The 18,609-nt window shown below is 46.1% G+C and carries 13 protein-coding genes; 9 read left to right on the top strand and 4 right to left on the bottom strand.

Annotated features, from left to right (window positions below; genetic code table 11):
* Window positions 1-75: 75 nt before the first annotated feature.
* Together R7Q38_RS19925 and R7Q38_RS19920 are read right to left on the bottom strand one after the other, a co-directional pair.
* Window positions 76-3,507: a PAS-domain containing protein gene (locus tag R7Q38_RS19925; protein ID WP_054577283.1), complete on the bottom strand. Its 3,432-nt coding sequence runs from the start codon at window positions 3,505-3,507 to the stop codon at window positions 76-78.
* Between the two features lie 135 nt (window positions 3,508-3,642).
* Window positions 3,643-4,830, bottom strand: a complete 1,188-nt coding sequence (locus tag R7Q38_RS19920; protein WP_213877756.1) for a 3-phenylpropionate MFS transporter — start codon at window positions 4,828-4,830, stop codon at window positions 3,643-3,645.
* Window positions 4,831-5,063: 233 nt separating this feature from the next.
* Between R7Q38_RS19920 and R7Q38_RS19915 the strand changes: the two genes are divergently transcribed.
* The 9 genes from R7Q38_RS19915 (at window position 5,064) to fis (ending at window position 14,858) form a co-directional block, all read left to right on the top strand.
* A complete protein-coding gene (locus R7Q38_RS19915) occupies window positions 5,064-6,890 on the top strand; it encodes a DUF294 nucleotidyltransferase-like domain-containing protein (RefSeq protein WP_213970965.1) in 1,827 nt (608 codons plus the stop codon).
* Window positions 6,891-6,923: 33 nt separating this feature from the next.
* On the top strand, window positions 6,924-7,553 hold the full coding sequence (locus tag R7Q38_RS19910; RefSeq protein ID WP_005382363.1) for a 3'-5' exonuclease: 630 nt from the start codon (window positions 6,924-6,926) through the stop codon (window positions 7,551-7,553).
* Between the two features lie 237 nt (window positions 7,554-7,790).
* Window positions 7,791-9,743 (top strand): acetate--CoA ligase, encoded by a 1,953-nt coding sequence (gene acs / locus R7Q38_RS19905; protein ID WP_054575311.1) that lies wholly within the window; start codon window positions 7,791-7,793, stop codon window positions 9,741-9,743.
* A 303-nt stretch (window positions 9,744-10,046) separates the two neighbouring features.
* A complete protein-coding gene (gene aroQ / locus R7Q38_RS19900; protein WP_042523695.1) occupies window positions 10,047-10,496 on the top strand; it encodes a type II 3-dehydroquinate dehydratase in 450 nt (149 codons plus the stop codon).
* Window positions 10,497-10,557: 61 nt separating this feature from the next.
* Window positions 10,558-11,019: an acetyl-CoA carboxylase biotin carboxyl carrier protein gene (gene accB, locus R7Q38_RS19895; protein ID WP_025768820.1), complete on the top strand. Its 462-nt coding sequence runs from the start codon at window positions 10,558-10,560 to the stop codon at window positions 11,017-11,019.
* A gap of 14 nt (window positions 11,020-11,033) precedes the next feature.
* Entirely contained in the window at window positions 11,034-12,377 is a 1,344-nt protein-coding gene (gene accC, locus R7Q38_RS19890) for an acetyl-CoA carboxylase biotin carboxylase subunit (RefSeq protein ID WP_005382509.1), read from the top strand.
* Window positions 12,378-12,542: 165 nt separating this feature from the next.
* The gene (gene prmA, locus R7Q38_RS19885) at window positions 12,543-13,430 is read left to right on the top strand and encodes a 50S ribosomal protein L11 methyltransferase (RefSeq protein ID WP_005382507.1); all 888 of its coding nucleotides are present in this window, start codon (window positions 12,543-12,545) and stop codon (window positions 13,428-13,430) included.
* Window positions 13,431-13,569: 139 nt separating this feature from the next.
* On the top strand, window positions 13,570-14,538 hold the full coding sequence (gene dusB, locus R7Q38_RS19880; RefSeq protein WP_005382505.1) for a tRNA dihydrouridine synthase DusB: 969 nt from the start codon (window positions 13,570-13,572) through the stop codon (window positions 14,536-14,538).
* Between the two features lie 23 nt (window positions 14,539-14,561).
* On the top strand, window positions 14,562-14,858 hold the full coding sequence (fis, locus tag R7Q38_RS19875) for a DNA-binding transcriptional regulator Fis (RefSeq protein WP_000462885.1): 297 nt from the start codon (window positions 14,562-14,564) through the stop codon (window positions 14,856-14,858).
* 74 nt (window positions 14,859-14,932) lie between these two features.
* On the opposite strand, the gene R7Q38_RS19870 is transcribed toward fis, so the two are convergent.
* Together R7Q38_RS19870 and R7Q38_RS19865 are read right to left on the bottom strand one after the other, a co-directional pair.
* Complete coding sequence (locus tag R7Q38_RS19870) at window positions 14,933-16,090, bottom strand: MFS transporter (RefSeq protein WP_318114330.1); 1,158 nt, start codon at window positions 16,088-16,090, stop codon at window positions 14,933-14,935.
* Window positions 16,087-17,658, bottom strand: coding sequence for an ABC-F family ATP-binding cassette domain-containing protein (locus R7Q38_RS19865; protein ID WP_318114329.1), 1,572 nt, complete (start codon window positions 17,656-17,658; stop codon window positions 16,087-16,089). Before R7Q38_RS19865 ends, R7Q38_RS19870 begins: the two co-directional genes overlap by 4 nt.
* Window positions 17,659-18,609: the final 951 nt, after the last annotated feature.

The following is an 18,609-nucleotide window of genomic DNA, read 5'->3' as shown; positions in this document are numbered from 1 at the left end:
ATCAACTAAGATTACAAACATCGAGACCTCCATTCGGAGGTCTCTTTTTATAGCGATTTTTCAAACACTCCAATCCTAAGCGACTCGATTGAGCACCGAACGCAGCTTAAGCGGCTTAACTGGCTTAGCAATAAAGCTGAACCCATTTGCTTTGATGCCATCAAGCATATCATCGGTACGATCTGCACTGATGATGACGCCTTCAAAGCTGTGGCCTAATCTCAGGCGGCATTGCTGTAGCACTTCTAAACCAGTACGACCATCATCAAGTCGGTAATCGGAGAAAATTACATCCGGAATCCAACCATCCTCAAGCGCTTGTAGACTTTCAACTAAATCAATCGCAACTCGTGTATCGCAGCCCCATCGGGAAAGTAAGTTTTCCATGCCGACTAGAATGTCAGGCTCATTATCGACACATAGGATTCTCAGATGACCAAGTTCAGATTGCTTACTCATTGCCACGTGAACTGGATGAGGCTGAACATGATCAGCTTTATCTAGGGTGATGGAAAAAACACTGCCTTTTCCAACCCAAGAGCGCATCGAAATTTCATGCCCAAGTACCTGAGCAATTCCTTTCGAAATCGCCAAACCAAGTCCGAGACCTTGGTCGGAACGAACTTGAGTTCCGCGATTAAACTCTTCAAAAATCTCTTGCTGCTTCTCTTCTTCAATCCCCACTCCATTATCCCATACATCAATACGCACTCGCCCTTTCACGCGGCGAACACCGAGTGCGACTTTGCCATTCGGGTTATAACGAAACGCATTGGTCAGGAAGTTTTGCACCACACGGCGCAGCAGTTTGGGATCCGACTTAACCATGAGTGAGGACGGAATCATGGTGAACTCTATACCTTGCTGTTTGGCTAACGCACTAAACTCAGCATTCAAATTCGATAACACATCATTTAACGCAAAGCCATGCACGTTGACTTCCAACTTGCCCGATTCCAAACGCGAGATATCCAGCAAATCTCCAATTAAGTCTTCGGCAGCCTCTAAAGCACTTTCAATGTGTGCTGACAGCTTTTTGGCTTCGCTGTCTTTGGCGACTTCCGATAGTGAAGAAGCGAATAGACGCGCCGCGTTGAGCGGTTGCATCAAGTCATGGCTTACTGCCGCCAAGAACCGTGATTTGGATTTCGATTCCAAATCCGAGCGCTGCGTCGCTTCCACCAGCTGCTTGTTAAGTTGTTCTAATTCTCGAGTCCGCAGACGTACCCTTTCTTCCAATGTCTCGTTGGCGTCTTTCAGTGCTTGCTCTGCATCACGGAATACGGTGATGTCGGTAAAGCTCATCACAAAGCCACCACCTGGCATTGGGTTACCTTGCACCTCTATCACGCGACCATCGGGACGAACCCGAGAAGAGGTGTGCCGAGTCCCTTGCTCAAGGTGATAAACACGGCGACGAACGTGGTCATCAGGGTCACCAGGGCCACACAACCCCTGCTCTGCATTGTGCCGAATCACATCCGCAATCGGTCGACCTACTTGAATCAGGCCTGGCGGAAATTCAAAGAGTTCTAAATAGCGTTGGTTCCACGCTACCAAGCGTAGTTGCTTATCGACGACCGCAATACCTTGTCCAATATGCTCAATCGCGCCTTGGAGTAAACCCCGACTAAAATCGTACAGTTCAGAGGCTTCATCGACGATAGTCGCCACCTCTTCAAGCTGCATGTTTCTTCCTTGCAGAGCGGAAGTAAGTACTAACTTAGCAGAAGATGCTCCAAATACCCCTGCTAGCACACGCTCCGTATGCCGAATCAGAGAAGATGGCGCTTGTTGATTCGGCATCAACTCTTCTCGTTGCTGGCTCCAGTAGGCTTGAAACGCCGCTTTAACTCGCGTTCGTCCTACAAATCTGGACGCTAGCATTTCCAGTTCTGCAACCGTAACGCGGCTCTGGTACAGACTCATATTTTCGCTTTCAGGCAACGGTGTACCAACGAATGATGCCGATTGTAAGCGCTCACTTAGGCTTGGTCGGGTAGCCATAGAAACCACAACAAAACACACTGCATTAGCGACCACGCTGAGGATCATCCCCCAATCTGAAATCGCGATATCAAAACTAGCCAATACCTCTGGTGGCGTAATCAACCAGATCAGGAAGTTATTACTGGCGTCTCCGGCAAGCATGTCTGTTTGGCTCATTAACGTAATCAACCAGGTAGCAAAACCCACCGCGAGGCCAACATACACACCTTTCTTATTCCCTTGACGCCAATACATACCGCCAACCAGCGCAGGAGCGAATTGCGTGATAGCCGCGAACGAGAGAAAGCCGATAGCAGAAAGTGAATGAATGGTGTCCAACGCTTGATAGAAACACCACGCGCCAATCAACAAAACTAAAATCAAACCACGGCGGATCCGCAGTAATAATTCAGAAAAATGGTGATGGTTACGCTGCGTCAGTCGCATGCGACGCAATAGCAATGGCATAACCAAGTCATTCGAGACCATGATCGCTAAGGCAATCGTCGATACGATAACCATGCCACTTGCCGCTGAAGTACCGCCTAGAAACGCAAGCAAGGCGATTTCACTCGCCCCGACCGACATCGGCACACTGATGACATAAGTATCAGGCGAAGCGCCACTCAAGAGACCTTGCCCTACCCACGCAATAGGTAAAACAAAAATCCCCATTAAGATCAGATAAATGGGGAACAACCAACGAGCCACATGCAAATCTTGAGCACGTTCATTTTCCACCACCATCGTATGGAATTGTCGCGGAAGGCAAACGATCGCCAGCATCGTGAGTACAGTATGAATCAATATAGTCGGGATATTTGGTGACTGATACGTCTGTGCGGCAACATCAATTAAGCTCAAATTCTCGGTGTTCATCGCCAACCAAACAATGAAGACACCAACCACTAAAAAAGCCAGCAGTTTGATAATGGATTCGAAGGCAATTGCCATCATCATCCCACGATGGTGTTCCGTGTTATCAATGTGGCGGGTACCGAATAGCATCGTAAAAATCGCCAATGCGACCACAACAAACCACGACACGCTATCGTTTTGATAACCAAAATCAGTAGCCAGCTCCGGAGCAATAATTTCAAGCCCCATAGTGATACCACGCAGCTGTAAAGCGATGTACGGCAAAATTCCCGCAACCGCTATGAGCGTAACAACCACGGCCAAACCTTGGGATTTACCGTAGCGTGCTCCGATAAAGTCAGCAATCGACGTGATGTGTTCCCGTTTAGCAATCAAAATAAGCCGAGCTAAAACGCGCCATCCGATGGTAAACACTAAAATGGGAGCAATATAGATGGGTAAGAAAGACCAAGGATTACTGCTGGCCTGCCCGACCGTGCCGTAGAAGGTCCACGATGTACAGTACACCGCAATGGAAAGGCTATAAATCCAAGGCCGCCAGCGCGCTAGCCACCTTTTCTGAATGTCGCCGTACCACGCGATGATAAATAAAGCTCCCAAATACGCTAAAGAAACGGGAACCACCAGCCATCCTTGCATCCGATATCCTTTCTTGCCTTTCTTGCTACTTTTAAAGCAAGAGAATAAAAAAACCTCTCCATGAGGGAGAGGTTTCATTTAACACTGCTTTGATAACGGAGACAAAGCTTAGTTTTTAACCTTTGTTACATAAGTCTAATTCTGTGTTTCAAGTGGCTTGTCTGATACATCAACCACCTGATGTGGGTCTTGCGAATCAAGCTTGATGAACAGAGCCAATAACCCCATCGCGGCCATGCCCCAGAACACAAGCGGTCCCCAGTGCTCATAACCCCAGCCACTCAATACGGTCATTAACGCGATAAATGCGCCCAACGGAATCGCGTTATACAACGCTTGCAACGCTACGATCTTATTTTCTTCGGAGTTTTGGATATATTGGATCGCGGCAATGTGTGCGGTAGCGAAAGTCACACCATGTAGTAGTTGAACAATCACCAAAGCAATAATCGATGTTGTCGACGCCGTAATACCCCAACGCATCATTACACCAACGGCAGCAGCAATAAACAACGCGCGTATTGACCAACCTACGAATAAGCGCTTACTCAGTGCAAACACTGCCACTTCTGCGGCCACTCCTAAGCTCCACAAGTAGCCAATGACATCTTCCGAGTGACCAGCGGCCTTCCAGTGAATCGCACTAAAGCCGTAGTAAGCCGCATGACTGCCCTGAATTAGTGACACCAACACTAAGAATTTTAGTATCGGCTTGTCGGTCAAAAGAGCGGTCAGCTTTGGACGTTCTGCGCTTTGCCCACCATGCGTTACAGGCATTGGGTTAGTCGGTCGCATAGCAAACAGCAACGAGATAAACACGCCGAACATCGCAGTGTACAAGATCATATCGGAGCCAAATTCAGCCACCAGGTAGCCCACTGCCGTCGAGCCTGCGATAAAGGCGATCGAACCCCATAGCCGCGTGCGGCCATAATCGAGCATTTTCAGGCGAGCGTAGTAATTTGCCATCGCGTCCGACAACGGAATAATCGGTCCACAACAAAGATTGAACAACACTGTCGCTAGTGCCATTAACCAAAAGCTACCACCCGTAAAAAAGTGAAATCCAACAAAAAGGAGGGCAGCGAAACTCAACCAACGTAAAGCAGGCATAAGATGTTCGACTTTGTGTACTCGTGGGGTGATCACGATATTGGCAACACAACGTGTCGCAAGGCCTAACCCGACCAGCAAACCGATATCTGTCGAAGATACTCCTTGCTCCTTAAACCAAAGTGACCAAAATGGCAGATACACGCCATACGCAAAGAAGAATCCGAGAAAGTACTGGGAAATCCAGCCATACGGAGAAGGTTTCAACATTACTAATATCCTAAAACGGGAACACCAACGTTCGAGCCGGGAATTATGGATCGCCATGCGTATTATAAAAAGGGAAGAATAAGAAACTTATCGTTTCCTCGATGGAATACTAACTTTGCGACATTTGGCATCTTCAAGCGAAAACATCGTAATTTAGACCAAAGTCGTCTGGCTTCCGGTAAGAAATTTGTCAGACTTAGAGAGTGTTCCTTCCATCATTATTGGGTGTTCTCATGCCTGACAAATTTAACATGCAATCTCCACCGTTCGATCGCTTAACTGAAGCACAACAAACGCGACTGCGATCGTCTCTGGACGTTGCCTACTATCGAGCTCGAGATGTTATTTTATCCTGCGGACAGAAGAACCCCCACTTACATATTCTGATCAAAGGCGCGGTAGAAGAGCGCTCCAACGATCAACAGGAAGTGTTCGCACATTATGCCAACGACGATATGTTCGATGTACGCTCGTTACTTGAAGACAAGGTACGTCATCACTACATCGCGCTTGAGGACACGCTCTCTTACCTACTGCCGAAAGAAGTTTTCCTTGCCCTTTACAACGAAAATGGCCAGTTTGCAGCCTATTTCGATAACAATTTATCGAAACGGCAAGAGCTCATCGAAGCGGCCCATCAACAGCAAAACTTAGCGGAGTTTATTCTCACTAAAGTTGACCGCAGCATTTATCACCCACCGATGATCCTTGAACCAAATACACCAATTAACGAGGTAACACGTTCCTTAAAAGAAAATGGGATTGACGCTGCATTGGTTCAACTCCATGGCGATGATCCACGATTGGAAAAATGGCCATCAGCCCACCCGTACGCAATAGTGACTCGTACTAATATGCTGCATTCTGTGATGATAGATGATTGCGCGCTCGACACACCAGTGGGTGAGATCGCGAGCTTTCCTGTTTATCACGTTGATGATGGAGACTTTCTATTCAACGCCATGATCACAATGACCAGAAATAGAATGAAACGCCTCATGGTATGTGAAGGCAACAGAGCTGTCGGCATGCTGGATATGACCCAAATTCTCAGCGCATTCTCAACCCACTCTCACGTGTTAACGCTCAGTATTGCTCGAGCAAGCAGCGTGGAAGAGCTCGCCTTGGCCTCAAACCGCCAACGTCAATTGGTCGAGAGCTTATTGAAAAACGGCATCCGCACTCGCTTCATCATGGAGCTTATCTCAGCCGTAAACGAACAAATTATCGAGAAAGCGTTCGAGTTAGTGATACCACCAGCCTTGCACGACCATTGTTGCTTGATCGTACTCGGCTCTGAAGGCCGAGGAGAGCAAATTCTCAAAACTGATCAAGACAATGCCCTGATTATTCAAGATGGTCTGGAATGGCCTCATTGCGAACAAGTGATGCAATCCTTCACACACACCCTACAACAGCTCGGTTATCCACTTTGCCTTGGCAAAGTGATGGTTAACAACCCGAAGTGGGTCAAAACACAGCAAGAATGGATAAGCACCCTAAACCACTGGATAGCTAAAGCCGAACCAGAACAAATCATGGACTTAGCCATTTTCAGTGACGCCCATGCTGTTGCTGGGAATTGCGAGCTGCTGGCTCCAATTGCGGCGCATCTTCGTGACACAATGAAAGATCGCATGTTGATATTGTCTGATTTTACTCGCCCTGCCTTGCAGTTTTCTGTGCCCCTAACTCTATTTGGCAACGTAAAAAGTGCTAAAGACGGATTGGACATTAAACGCGGCGGTATTTTCCCAATTGTACACGGCATTCGCACCTTGTCTTTGGAATATGCCATTGAGGAGAAGAACACGTTTGAGCGCATTGAAGCTCTGAGAAATAAGCGCATCTTAGAATCCGAAACGGCAGATAATCTCAACGAAGCACTGAAATTGTTCTTTAAACTTCGTCTTAATCAGCAACTCAAAAAGCAAGAAGCGTTGAATAACATTGATATTAAACAACTGGATAGAACTGAGCGTGATTTGCTTCGCCACAGCTTACATGTGGTGAAGAAATTTAAGCAATTTTTAGGCTTCCATTATCAAATTCGTGATTAACCCTGATTTTCATAAATCACAGAGGCGTAAGCAATGAACTGGTTACAACGCAAATACTGGCATTACAAATTGAAAGGCTCGCCTTATCAGTCGCTGTTTTGCACGCCAGATAAAACAGAATACGTCTCTCTTGACTGCGAAACCACCAGCCTTGACCCAAATCGCGCCGAGCTGGTGACTATTGCAGCCACCAAGATCATCGACAACCGCATCATCACCAGTCAACCATTTGAAGTCCGCTTACGCGCGCCGCAATCGCTCGACTCAGGCTCGGTCAAGATCCATCGAATTCGCCACCAAGACTTAGTCGATGGCATCAGTGAAAAAGAGGCGCTGCTCGAGCTGCTCGACTTTATCGGCAACCGACCACTTGTGGGCTATCACATTCGTTACGATAAAAAGATCTTAGACCTTGCTTGTCTGAGGCAACTTGGCTTCCCACTTCCTAACCCACTCATCGAGGTCAGTCAGATTTATCACGATAAGTTGGAACGACATTTGCCGAATGCCTATTTCGACTTAAGTCTGGATGCCATTTGTAAACACCTCGAACTTCCTATCCAAGACAAACACGACGCCTTGCAAGACGCGATTTCTGCCGCTTTGGTCTTTGTCCGCTTAACGAAAGGCGATTTACCCAACCTAACCGCACCGTATACATAAAAATCAGTTGACCTAGCTCCCAGAAATACTTTTGTTTCAGCGATTTCCCGGCGCTTCTATCACTCTCATCCTAAAGTCTAATTGTGGAAATACGCGCGGTGACTGACAGTTATAAGCACAACGTCGTCATTACCACGACCAAGTTATTTAGAACCAAAAAACAGCCCTACAAAAATATATTCAAAATCTTATCTAGATTGGTGTAAGGCCGAGAAATAAGGCACAAGGAGAGAAGCCATGAGCGAAGCCCACGTTTATCCGGTAAAAGAAAATATTAAAACTCATACACACGCGGATAATGATACTTACTTAGCCATGTATCAGCAGTCGGTAACCGATCCAGAGGGCTTCTGGAACGAACACGGCAAAATCGTTGATTGGATCAAACCTTTCACCAAAGTAAAAAGCACTTCTTTCGACACTGGCCATGTTGATATTCGCTGGTTTGAAGATGGCACACTGAACGTCTCGGCTAACTGTATTGACCGTCATCTTGCAGAACACGGGGATGACGTCGCCATCATTTGGGAAGGCGACGATCCAGCCGACGACAAAACACTCACTTTCAACGAACTGCACAAAGAAGTGTGTAAATTCTCCAACGCATTGAAAGAGCAAGGCGTACGCAAGGGCGACGTGGTGTGTCTATACATGCCAATGGTGCCAGAAGCCGCAGTGGCTATGCTCGCTTGTACCCGTATTGGTGCGGTTCACACCGTAGTATTTGGCGGTTTCTCACCAGAAGCACTATCCGGCCGTATCATCGACTCTGACGCTAAAGTCGTGATCACCGCTGACGAAGGCGTACGTGGCGGACGCGCTGTTCCACTGAAAAAGAACGTGGATGAGGCACTAACCAACCCAGACGTGAAAACCATCAGTAAAGTCGTCGTGCTTAAACGTACAGGTGGTGATGTTGAATGGCATGAACACCGTGATGTTTGGTGGCACGAAGCAACAGCCAACGTTTCTGACGTTTGCCCACCAGAAGAGATGAAAGCCGAAGACCCGCTGTTCATCCTCTACACATCTGGCTCGACAGGTAAACCTAAAGGCGTACTACATACTACAGGCGGTTACCTCGTCTACGCGGCAATGACCTTTAAATATGTCTTCGATTATCAACCAGGTGAAACCTTCTGGTGTACCGCGGATGTGGGCTGGATTACAGGCCATACTTACCTAATTTATGGTCCACTAGCGAACGGGGCCAAAACCATTCTGTTTGAAGGTGTTCCAAACTACCCAAGCACGGCTCGTATGAGTGAAGTGGTTGATAAGCACCAAGTGAACATTCTCTACACTGCGCCAACCGCTATTCGTGCACTAATGGCAAAAGGTAACGAAGCGGTAGCAGGGACATCTCGTTCAAGCTTACGTGTGATGGGTTCAGTAGGTGAGCCTATCAACCCTGAAGCGTGGGAGTGGTACTACAAAACGATTGGTAACGAGAGCTCGCCTATCGTTGATACTTGGTGGCAAACAGAGACCGGCGGTATCTTAATTGCACCACTACCAGGTGCAACAGATTTAAAACCAGGCTCAGCAACTCGACCATTCTTCGGAGTCCAACCTGCACTGGTTGATAACATGGGCAACATCATTGAAGAAACCGCAGCAGAAGGTAACTTGGTGATCCTTGATTCATGGCCAGGTCAGATGCGTACTGTTTATGGCGACCACGAGCGCTTTGAACAGACCTACTTCTCAACCTTCAAGGGAATGTACTTTACTAGTGATGGAGCTCGTCGTGACGAAGACGGTTACTACTGGATCACGGGCCGTGTTGATGACGTACTAAACGTGTCGGGTCACCGCATGGGTACCGCTGAAATAGAATCGGCTCTTGTCGCACATCATAAAATTGCTGAGGCCGCTATTGTGGGCATTCCGCATGATATCAAAGGCCAAGCTATCTACGCTTACATTACCTTGAACGATGGTGAATTCCCGTCAGCAGAGCTACACAAAGAAGTGAAAGATTGGGTGCGTAAAGAGATTGGTCCAATTGCAACACCAGATGTACTGCACTGGACGGATTCCTTACCGAAGACTCGTTCTGGTAAGATCATGCGTCGAATCCTGCGTAAAATTGCAACGGGTGATACCAGCAACCTCGGAGACACATCAACGCTTGCCGATCCGAGCGTTGTAGATAAACTTATCGCAGAGAAAGCAGAATTGGCATAAATTCAACCAACTGTTTTAAAAGCACTTTAAAAACCGCCATCACTCATGGCGGTTTTTTGCTTTAGTGCACAAATTGGCCACACAAAAAATATGGCAATTATGTTGTTTTTGTTAACTTGGTTACAGAAACGAGAGTGGCTATTAGGAGATTAGACCAGTAAATTGCTGCTAATTGCTATGAATTAGCTATAATCTTGGTCGATTTTTTAAAATTTGCTCGGTTTTAACAAAAAAATCGTGCTGAACTATCGTATATTTGGGAATATAAACGTTCCACTCACGATAAGGGAAGATAGCAACACAATGTCTGCAAAGTCACGGATTCTTGTTCTAAACGGACCAAATCTTAATCTATTGGGTCTGCGCGAACCGACACACTATGGTCACAGTACCTTAGCTCAAGTTGTGGATACTCTTACAGAGCAAGCCCATAACGCTGGGGTAGAACTGGAACACCTACAATCAAATCGTGAGTACGAACTGATTGAAGCCATTCACTCTGCCTATGGCAAGATTGACTTCATCATCATCAATCCAGCGGCTTTCACTCATACTAGTGTGGCGCTGCGAGATGCATTACTTGGCGTCGCCATCCCATTTATTGAGGTGCACTTATCAAATGTGCATGCACGTGAACCATTCCGTCATCACTCTTATCTGTCAGATAAAGCAGAGGGTGTGATTTGCGGTTTAGGCGCACAAGGTTATGAATTTGCTCTGTCTGCAGCGATCAATAAGCTACAGGCAAAGTAACCCTAACACTCTGCAACCCTACGAGGGTTGTCTTAATCACAAGATAAAAGAGAAAGAAAAGATGGATATTCGTAAAATCAAGAAGCTAATTGAGTTAGTTGAAGAGTCTGGTATTGCTGAGCTAGAGATCTCTGAAGGTGAAGAGTCAGTGCGCATCAGCCGTCATGGCACTGCAGCCCCTCAAGCACCAATTCACTACGCAGCAGCTCCAGCAGCGGCACCTGCTCCAGTAGCAGCGGCACCAGTAGCGGAAGCACCAGCAGCAGAAGCTCCAGCAGCAACACCTGTAGGTCACCAAGTTCTTTCTCCAATGGTTGGTACTTTCTACCGCTCTCCAAGCCCAGACTCTAAAGCATTCGTAGAAGTGGGTCAGAAAGTAAATGCTGGCGATACTCTATGTATTGTTGAAGCAATGAAAATGATGAACCAAATCGAAGCGGACAAATCTGGCGTTGTTACAGCAATCCTAGCTGAAGACGGCCAACCAGTTGAATTCGACCAACCTCTTGTTGTAATCGAATAAGCGGGGCTTGCCTTATGCTAGACAAAGTAGTCATCGCGAACCGAGGTGAAATTGCACTTCGTATTCTTCGCGCTTGTAAAGAATTAGGTATTAAGACCGTCGCTGTTCACTCAACAGCTGACCGCGATCTTAAGCACGTACTACTCGCAGACGAAACCGTATGTATCGGCCCTGCTCGTGGTATCGACAGCTACCTAAACATTCCACGCATCATTTCTGCAGCAGAAGTGACTGGTGCTGTGGCTATCCACCCAGGTTACGGCTTCCTGTCTGAGAACGCAGACTTCGCAGAGCAAGTTGAGCGCAGTGGTTTCATCTTCGTTGGTCCAAAGGCAGACACTATCCGCCTAATGGGCGATAAAGTATCTGCTATCAATGCAATGAAGAAAGCAGGCGTTCCTTGTGTACCGGGTTCTGACGGCCCTCTAGACAATGACGAAGAGAAAAACAAAGCATTTGCTAAGCGCATTGGTTACCCAGTAATCATCAAAGCATCTGGCGGCGGCGGCGGTCGTGGTATGCGTGTTGTTCGCGCAGAGAAAGACCTTATCCAAGCCATTGCAATGACACGTGCTGAAGCAAAAGCGGCGTTCAACAATGACATGGTTTACATGGAGAAATTCCTAGAAAACCCTCGTCACGTTGAAGTTCAGGTTATTGCTGACGGTCAAGGCGGCGCAATCCACCTTGGTGAGCGTGACTGTTCAATGCAACGTCGTCACCAAAAAGTAGTGGAAGAAGCTCCAGCACCTGGTATCACAGAAGAAATGCGTAAGTACATCGGTGAACGCTGTACTCGTGCATGTATCGAGATCGGTTACCGCGGCGCAGGTACGTTTGAATTCCTATACGAGAACGGTGAGTTCTACTTCATCGAAATGAACACTCGTATTCAGGTAGAGCACCCAGTAACAGAGATGGTTACTGGCATCGACCTAATCAAAGAACAGCTTCGTGTTGCAGCGGGTCAGCCTCTGTCATTCACTCAAGATGATATTAAGATCCGTGGCCATGCGATTGAGTGTCGTATCAACGCAGAAGACCCTGAGCGCTTCCTACCATCTCCGGGTAAGATCGAGCGTTTCCACGCTCCTGGTGGTATGGGTGTACGTTGGGAATCTCATATCTACACAGGCTACACAGTACCACCTCATTACGATTCAATGATTGGTAAACTGATCACTTACGGTGAGAACCGTGATGTAGCGATTGCACGTATGAAAAACGCACTGGGTGAGATGATCATCGAAGGCATCAAAACTAACGTGCCACTGCAATTCTCCATTATGAATGACGAAAACTTCCAACACGGTGGTGCAAACATCCACTACCTAGAGAAGAAGCTTGGCTTACAATAAGCCTAAGCAAACGTCTTAAAAAATGCCCACTCCCGTGGGCATTTTTGTTTTATATGTACGCAAAGGGCTCAACATATAAATCGGCTTATTTGGGTATATACTCAAACAAATCGTAGAGTTCTGGTAAACTCTGCGCCACTTCATTCACTTTAAGAGCAAAAACCAATGCCTTGGATTCAAATCAAACTCAACGCGACCAATGAAAACGCTGAGCAAATCGGCGATATGCTAATGGAAGAGACTGGCGCGCTGTCTGTTACATTCTTAGACGCGCAGGATACACCTGTATTCGAACCTCTACCTGGCGAAACTCGCTTATGGGGCGATACTGATATTCTGGCACTGTATGATGCAGAAGCAGACACTAACTTCATCATCGACCAAATTAAAGCGAGCAATATGCTGGCTGACAATTTTGCTTACAAAGTAGAACAGCTTGAAGATAAAGACTGGGAACGCGAATGGATGGAAAACTTCCACCCAATGAAATTTGGTGAACGCTTATGGATTTGTCCAAGCTGGCGCGACATTCCAGATCCTGACGCTGTTAATGTTATGTTGGATCCAGGCCTTGCATTCGGTACGGGTACTCACCCTACAACAGCACTTTGTCTTGAGTGGCTAGAAAGCATGGACTTAAGCGGTAAGACCGTTATCGACTTCGGTTGTGGCTCAGGTATTCTTGCGATCGCAGCGATCAAACTGGGCGCTGAAAAAGTGATAGGGATCGACATTGATCCTCAAGCCCTGCTTGCTTCAAAAGACAATGCTGAGCGTAATGGCGTTGCAGACAAACTAGAAGTTTACTTACCGCAAAATCAACCAGAAGGTCTCGTCGCTGACGTCGTTGTGGCCAACATCCTTGCGGGACCTTTACGTGAACTAGCACCAATCATTAAAGGCCTAGTTAAACCAAATGGCGACCTTGCAATGTCTGGCGTATTAGACACCCAAGCTGAAGATGTTGCGAACTATTACCGTGACGAGCTTCACATTGACCCGATTGTTGAGCAAAGTGAATGGTGTCGCATCTCTGGTCGTAAGCAAGGCTAGACAAGGTTTTCAGAGCTAATTGTTTGAAATTCATACAATTTACAAAAACAATTTGTAAATGCTCAAATATTAGTCTTTTCACGCAGTGAAAAAATGCGTAAAATGCGCGCCCTTGCTGGTACAGAACTGTGATGACGTTTTGAAAATCGGAAACTATCAACTTAAGAACAATCTAATCGTAGCCCCTATGGCTGGTGTAACGGATAGACCGTTTCGCGAGTTGTGTCTTCGCTATGGTGCGGGAATGGCCGTCAGTGAAATGATGTCTGCTAACCCAAAACTATGGGGAACGTCAAAGTCGAAACAGCGCATGGTACACGAGGGCGAATCGGGCATTCGCTCTGTACAGATTGCGGGTTCCGATCCACAGCTTATGGCGGACGCAGCTCAATTCAGTGTTGAGAACGGTGCACAAATCATCGACATCAACATGGGCTGCCCGGCAAAAAAAGTGAATAAGAAGCTAGCGGGCTCTGCTCTGCTTCAATACCCAAACATTATCGAAGAGATTTTGAAAGCGGTCGTGAATGCAGTGGACGTTCCTGTAACGTTAAAGACTCGAACTGGCTGGGATACAGACAACAAGAACTGTGTCCAGATCGCTAAATTAGCCGAAAACTGCGGCATACAAGCTCTTGCTCTGCATGGCAGAACGAAAGCATGTATGTACAAAGGTGAGGCCGAATATGACAGCATTAAAGCGGTAAAAGAGGCGATTTCAATTCCGGTTATCGCGAACGGTGATATCGATAGCCCGGAGAAAGCCAAATTTGTACTGGAGTACACCGGTGCGGACGCTTTAATGATTGGACGCCCTGCCCAGGGTCGTCCTTGGATTTTCCAGGAAATCCATCACTATTTGGAAAACGGCACCACAATGGAGGAACTTCCAACTGAGGAAGTGAAAACCATTATGCTTGGTCATGTAAATGCTCTGCATGAGTTTTATGGGGAGTTCTTAGGTCCACGTATCGCGCGCAAGCACGTTGGGTGGTACCTGAAAGAGCATGAACAGGCAAGTGAGTTTCGCCGTACCTTCAACGCTATCGACGCAGCTCCGCTGCAAATTGAGGCGTTAGAAGGTTATTTTGATAACGTTGCATCATAATTAAGAGAAGAGCTAGACCGAATATGTTCGAACAAAATCTGACTTCAGAAGCATTAACAGTAACTACAGTAACGTCACAAGACCAGATTACTCAGAAGCCTTTACGTGACTCTGTTAAAGCGTCTCTTAAAAACTACCTTGCTCAACTAAACGGCCAGGAAGTAACAGAACTATACGAATTAGTTCTAGCTGAAGTTGAACAGCCACTACTAGATACTATCATGCAGTACACTCGCGGTAACCAAACTCGCGCAGCAACTATGATGGGTATCAACCGCGGTACTCTTCGCAAGAAACTTAAGAAATACGGCATGAACTAAGACCGTTTTTCAAAAAGTATTTGGAACAAGCCGTTACCTTTTTAGGTAACGGCTTTTCTTTATCTACTAAAACACTACGAATAACGCTCACTTTGTTCAGTATTACCAACTGGCTTTAAGATAACTACTGCTGAGCCAAACAATAGCAAAGCCACGAAAGCGACCCATTCATTGCCTACAGAATACGCGAAGCCCGCCAAGGCAGACCAAATCGCGACACCAAAGTGCATCATACTCATTCCAAAAGACATCAACACACCTCGATATTCATCAGATAAGCTTGCGATATGTGCTTGTAATGCCGGAGAACCAACCCCTCCAGCGAGAGACCAGAGCACTAGAGCTGGAAGATAAGCGGTCACCGTACTCATCTCATTTGAGAACACCCATGCACTACAAGGTATGCACACCATTAAGGCCACTCGCATAACGGCTCGAGAGCTACCAAGCCAGCGAGAAGCTCTTGCCACGCACATATTTCCAACCACACTCACGATCCCTAGATCTGCATAAATAGCGCCCACCCAACCGAGCGCCAAATCGCTGGTATCTCGAATATGAAGGCCTATCAGGTTAAATACACCAATACCTCCCCCTAGAGCTAAACACATCGCTAAAATCGCCCTCAACGCGCCAGGAACATGAATTACACCTGTTATAGGTGGCAGAGCATCTGACATTTGGGACTCATCATGCTGGTCATTCATGAACACTACGCTCATAGCACTGACAAGAAGAGCCGCAACGCCCAAAATAATAAAAGCGGCACGCCATGATAAAAGCTGGGTCAACAATGCTCCGATCGCAGGGCTAGTTATCATACCTAGCGTTAATCCCGCCTGAACCATCACAATTTGACGCATCGCTCTATTACCCTTCGCGTCTCCCGCTAACGCGAATGCAATTGGCAACATGCCTGCACTTGCAATACCAGTGATCACTCGAGTTGCAATAGCAAGTTCAAAATCATGAACTATGCCCGTCGTAATAGACGCAACCCCAAATACAAAGCAAGCAGGCACCATGATACGAATACGCCCAACTCGGTCTGATAAACGGCCCAAGTAAGGAGCACAAATTGCTATGGCTAAACTATATGCCGTAATAAATAAGGTAACCTGACTCGGTTGAACACTTAAATCATTTCCGATGGGTTCAAGAATAGATCCAAGCATCAACTCATCAGCACCAACAAGAAAAGCAACGAGAAATAGGATCATGGACTGCATCATAGCTCCACCTCCTGTTCTGTTTTCGATTCAGCACAAGTGAGCAACGAAATATCTAAAACTCTATCAGGCCAAGATTGCAAAAATGCCTTCTCATGAGATACCACAATCACGCTACCGGAAAAGCGCTGGAGAGCCTCTTTAAGCGCATTTTTGCTGCTGCTATCCAAATGTGTTGTTGGTTCGTCCAACAGCAAAACATGGCATTTCTGAACCGATAAACAACACAGTTTCACCCGAGTTTGCTCACCACCGCTCAATGTATCTAAGTGGCGCTGCGTCTTATCCCCCGTGATCCCAAAGCGAGCTAATAGCTTGCGTGACTCTTTGCTTGAGATTGTTGGCGCACAAGAGCACAGCTCCTGTTCAGGCGTGTTCTGAGGATGGCGCCAAGACAAATCTTGAGAAAAATAACCAATCATTGCACCTTTTGCCAATACCACCTCACCAGAGAGTGGCTCGATCTTCCCCATCAGGGTTTTAAGTAAGGTCGACTTACCCACGCCGTTAAAGCCAGCAACAACCAACGTTTCCCCGCGCGCTAACTTGATATCACATACTGGAAGCAGAGGCTGCTGATAACCTATCATCAACGCTTTTGCGTCAATCACATACTGTTGCCCAATGGGCTGGTGAGCAAAGTCAAACGTCGATACTTTCTCTACATGATTCAGTTGAATACGTTCGATTTTATCCAGTCTCTTCTTACGCCCTTTAGCAAGACTGGCGTTAACTCCTGCACCATTTTGGGCAATAAATTTCTCTAACTTTCGAATTTCACTTTGCTGAGCCTTATATTGCTTTTCTAATAAAGCACCGTCGTGCTGCTTTTGCTGCATTGCTTTGACATAAGTACCGCTGTATTTTCGAACCGTTTGATAATCAATATCACAAATACTGGTCGCTACTTGATTAAGAAAATCAACATCATGAGAAACCAGTAAAACGGTACCAATGTAATCATTGAGAAACGTGACTAGCCATTCAATGTGCGGAGCATCAAGATAGTTTGTCGGCTCATCAAGAATTAACACATCGGGGTTGCGAAGTAACAACCTGCCTAAAAGGACTTTGTGCCTTTGACCGCCACTTAGCGAGATAAGCGGTGTATCTAAGCCAAATTGATAAATACCAAGACCTACAGCAACTCGTTCAATTTTGGTATTAATTGCATAGAAGTCTTCATCTTCTAAATATGCCTGTAGCCGAGCGACTTGGCTTAAAAGAGATGTAGAGTGAGACTCGGTCATCGCATGATACAAAGTCCAAAGCTTTTGCTCTGCAGCGTATAAACTCTCAAAAGAGCCCTTTAAACACTCATGAACTGTCAGCACATTATCGATCTTAAAATGTTGTTCTAAATACCCCACCTCAAGGTTTGGTAACCATTCAATGCAGCCCTTATCTGCAGATAATTCACCGAAAAGCAGTTTCAATAAGGTGCTTTTTCCAACACCATTCGCTCCGGTGATACCTATTTTCTCTCCCACGTTAATACGAAAGGTCACGTTGTTGTATAACGTCTTATCAGCTATCTGATAAGACAAATTTTTAACTTGTAAAATACTCATGTTTTCAACCAAATAAAAAAGGCCGGTGATCAATACCGGCCCTTATTTCAATACTGGGTAATGCTTTGTAGCTGCTTAACAGATACAAAAAGGCCGATGATGAAATATCACCGGCCATCTCTTCTCTTTTATCAGGTGTACAAGCTCCTGCGTATAACTTCAGCGAAGCTACCCACACATAAAACACCTGATGAAGATTAATTTAAGACTCCGAGCAACACTTCATCGCGTTTTTTGCACGGAGTTCAGCCTTCTTACAAAGCTTTTAAACAAGAGATATAACATGATTTACTGTCGAAAAAACACTCGATGTGAAGCGTACACCTTTAGAATAAAAAGTACCAGATAATTATTAAAACTATCGTGACTTACACGAAGGTCCACTGAAAGAAGACTTTTCCTCAGTCAATGTGCTAGGTGAACGACTTACTCAGCAAACACAGCTATGAAAGCACCTATACCGCTCACGTTATACGAATGTAGTGGTGGCTTTGTAGGTTGGAGAGGGTTAGAGGGAAGAAGTAGCGAATACACTTTAAGACACTGGCTTAAATAGATCGACAAAACAAAATCCATGTTTGGAAAGTTTTAAATGCGCTGAGTTTATATTAATAAGCGCCTATGGCTAAATCAAAACATCTAAAGCAGAGAAATCTCCCCCGAAAATAACATAACCTAGTGAATAAATTTTCCAGGTAATAATAAAGGAAGCTTTGGTAAGTAAGCATAAGGGCTGAGAACTAGCGCTCGATACTAGGACCCGGTTCAGTAGAAACCACACAAAACTGAGTTCCACTTCACTCATAACAGGGCTTAGAAAGCATCGCCAGAGGGAAGCCTGCCTCTCGATGCAAGGTTTCAATATGAAAGTGGGTTTAAGGTAAGTCGGGGAACCAAAACGAAAAAAGCCTCAGTCTTTTGACTGAGGCTTAATATAAGTGGCGGAGTGGA

The sequence above is a fragment of the Vibrio sp. Vb0598 genome, assembly GCF_033338935.1.
GTDB lineage: Bacteria > Pseudomonadota > Gammaproteobacteria > Enterobacterales > Vibrionaceae > Vibrio > Vibrio alginolyticus.
This window is presented reverse-complemented; position numbering and strand designations above follow the sequence as displayed.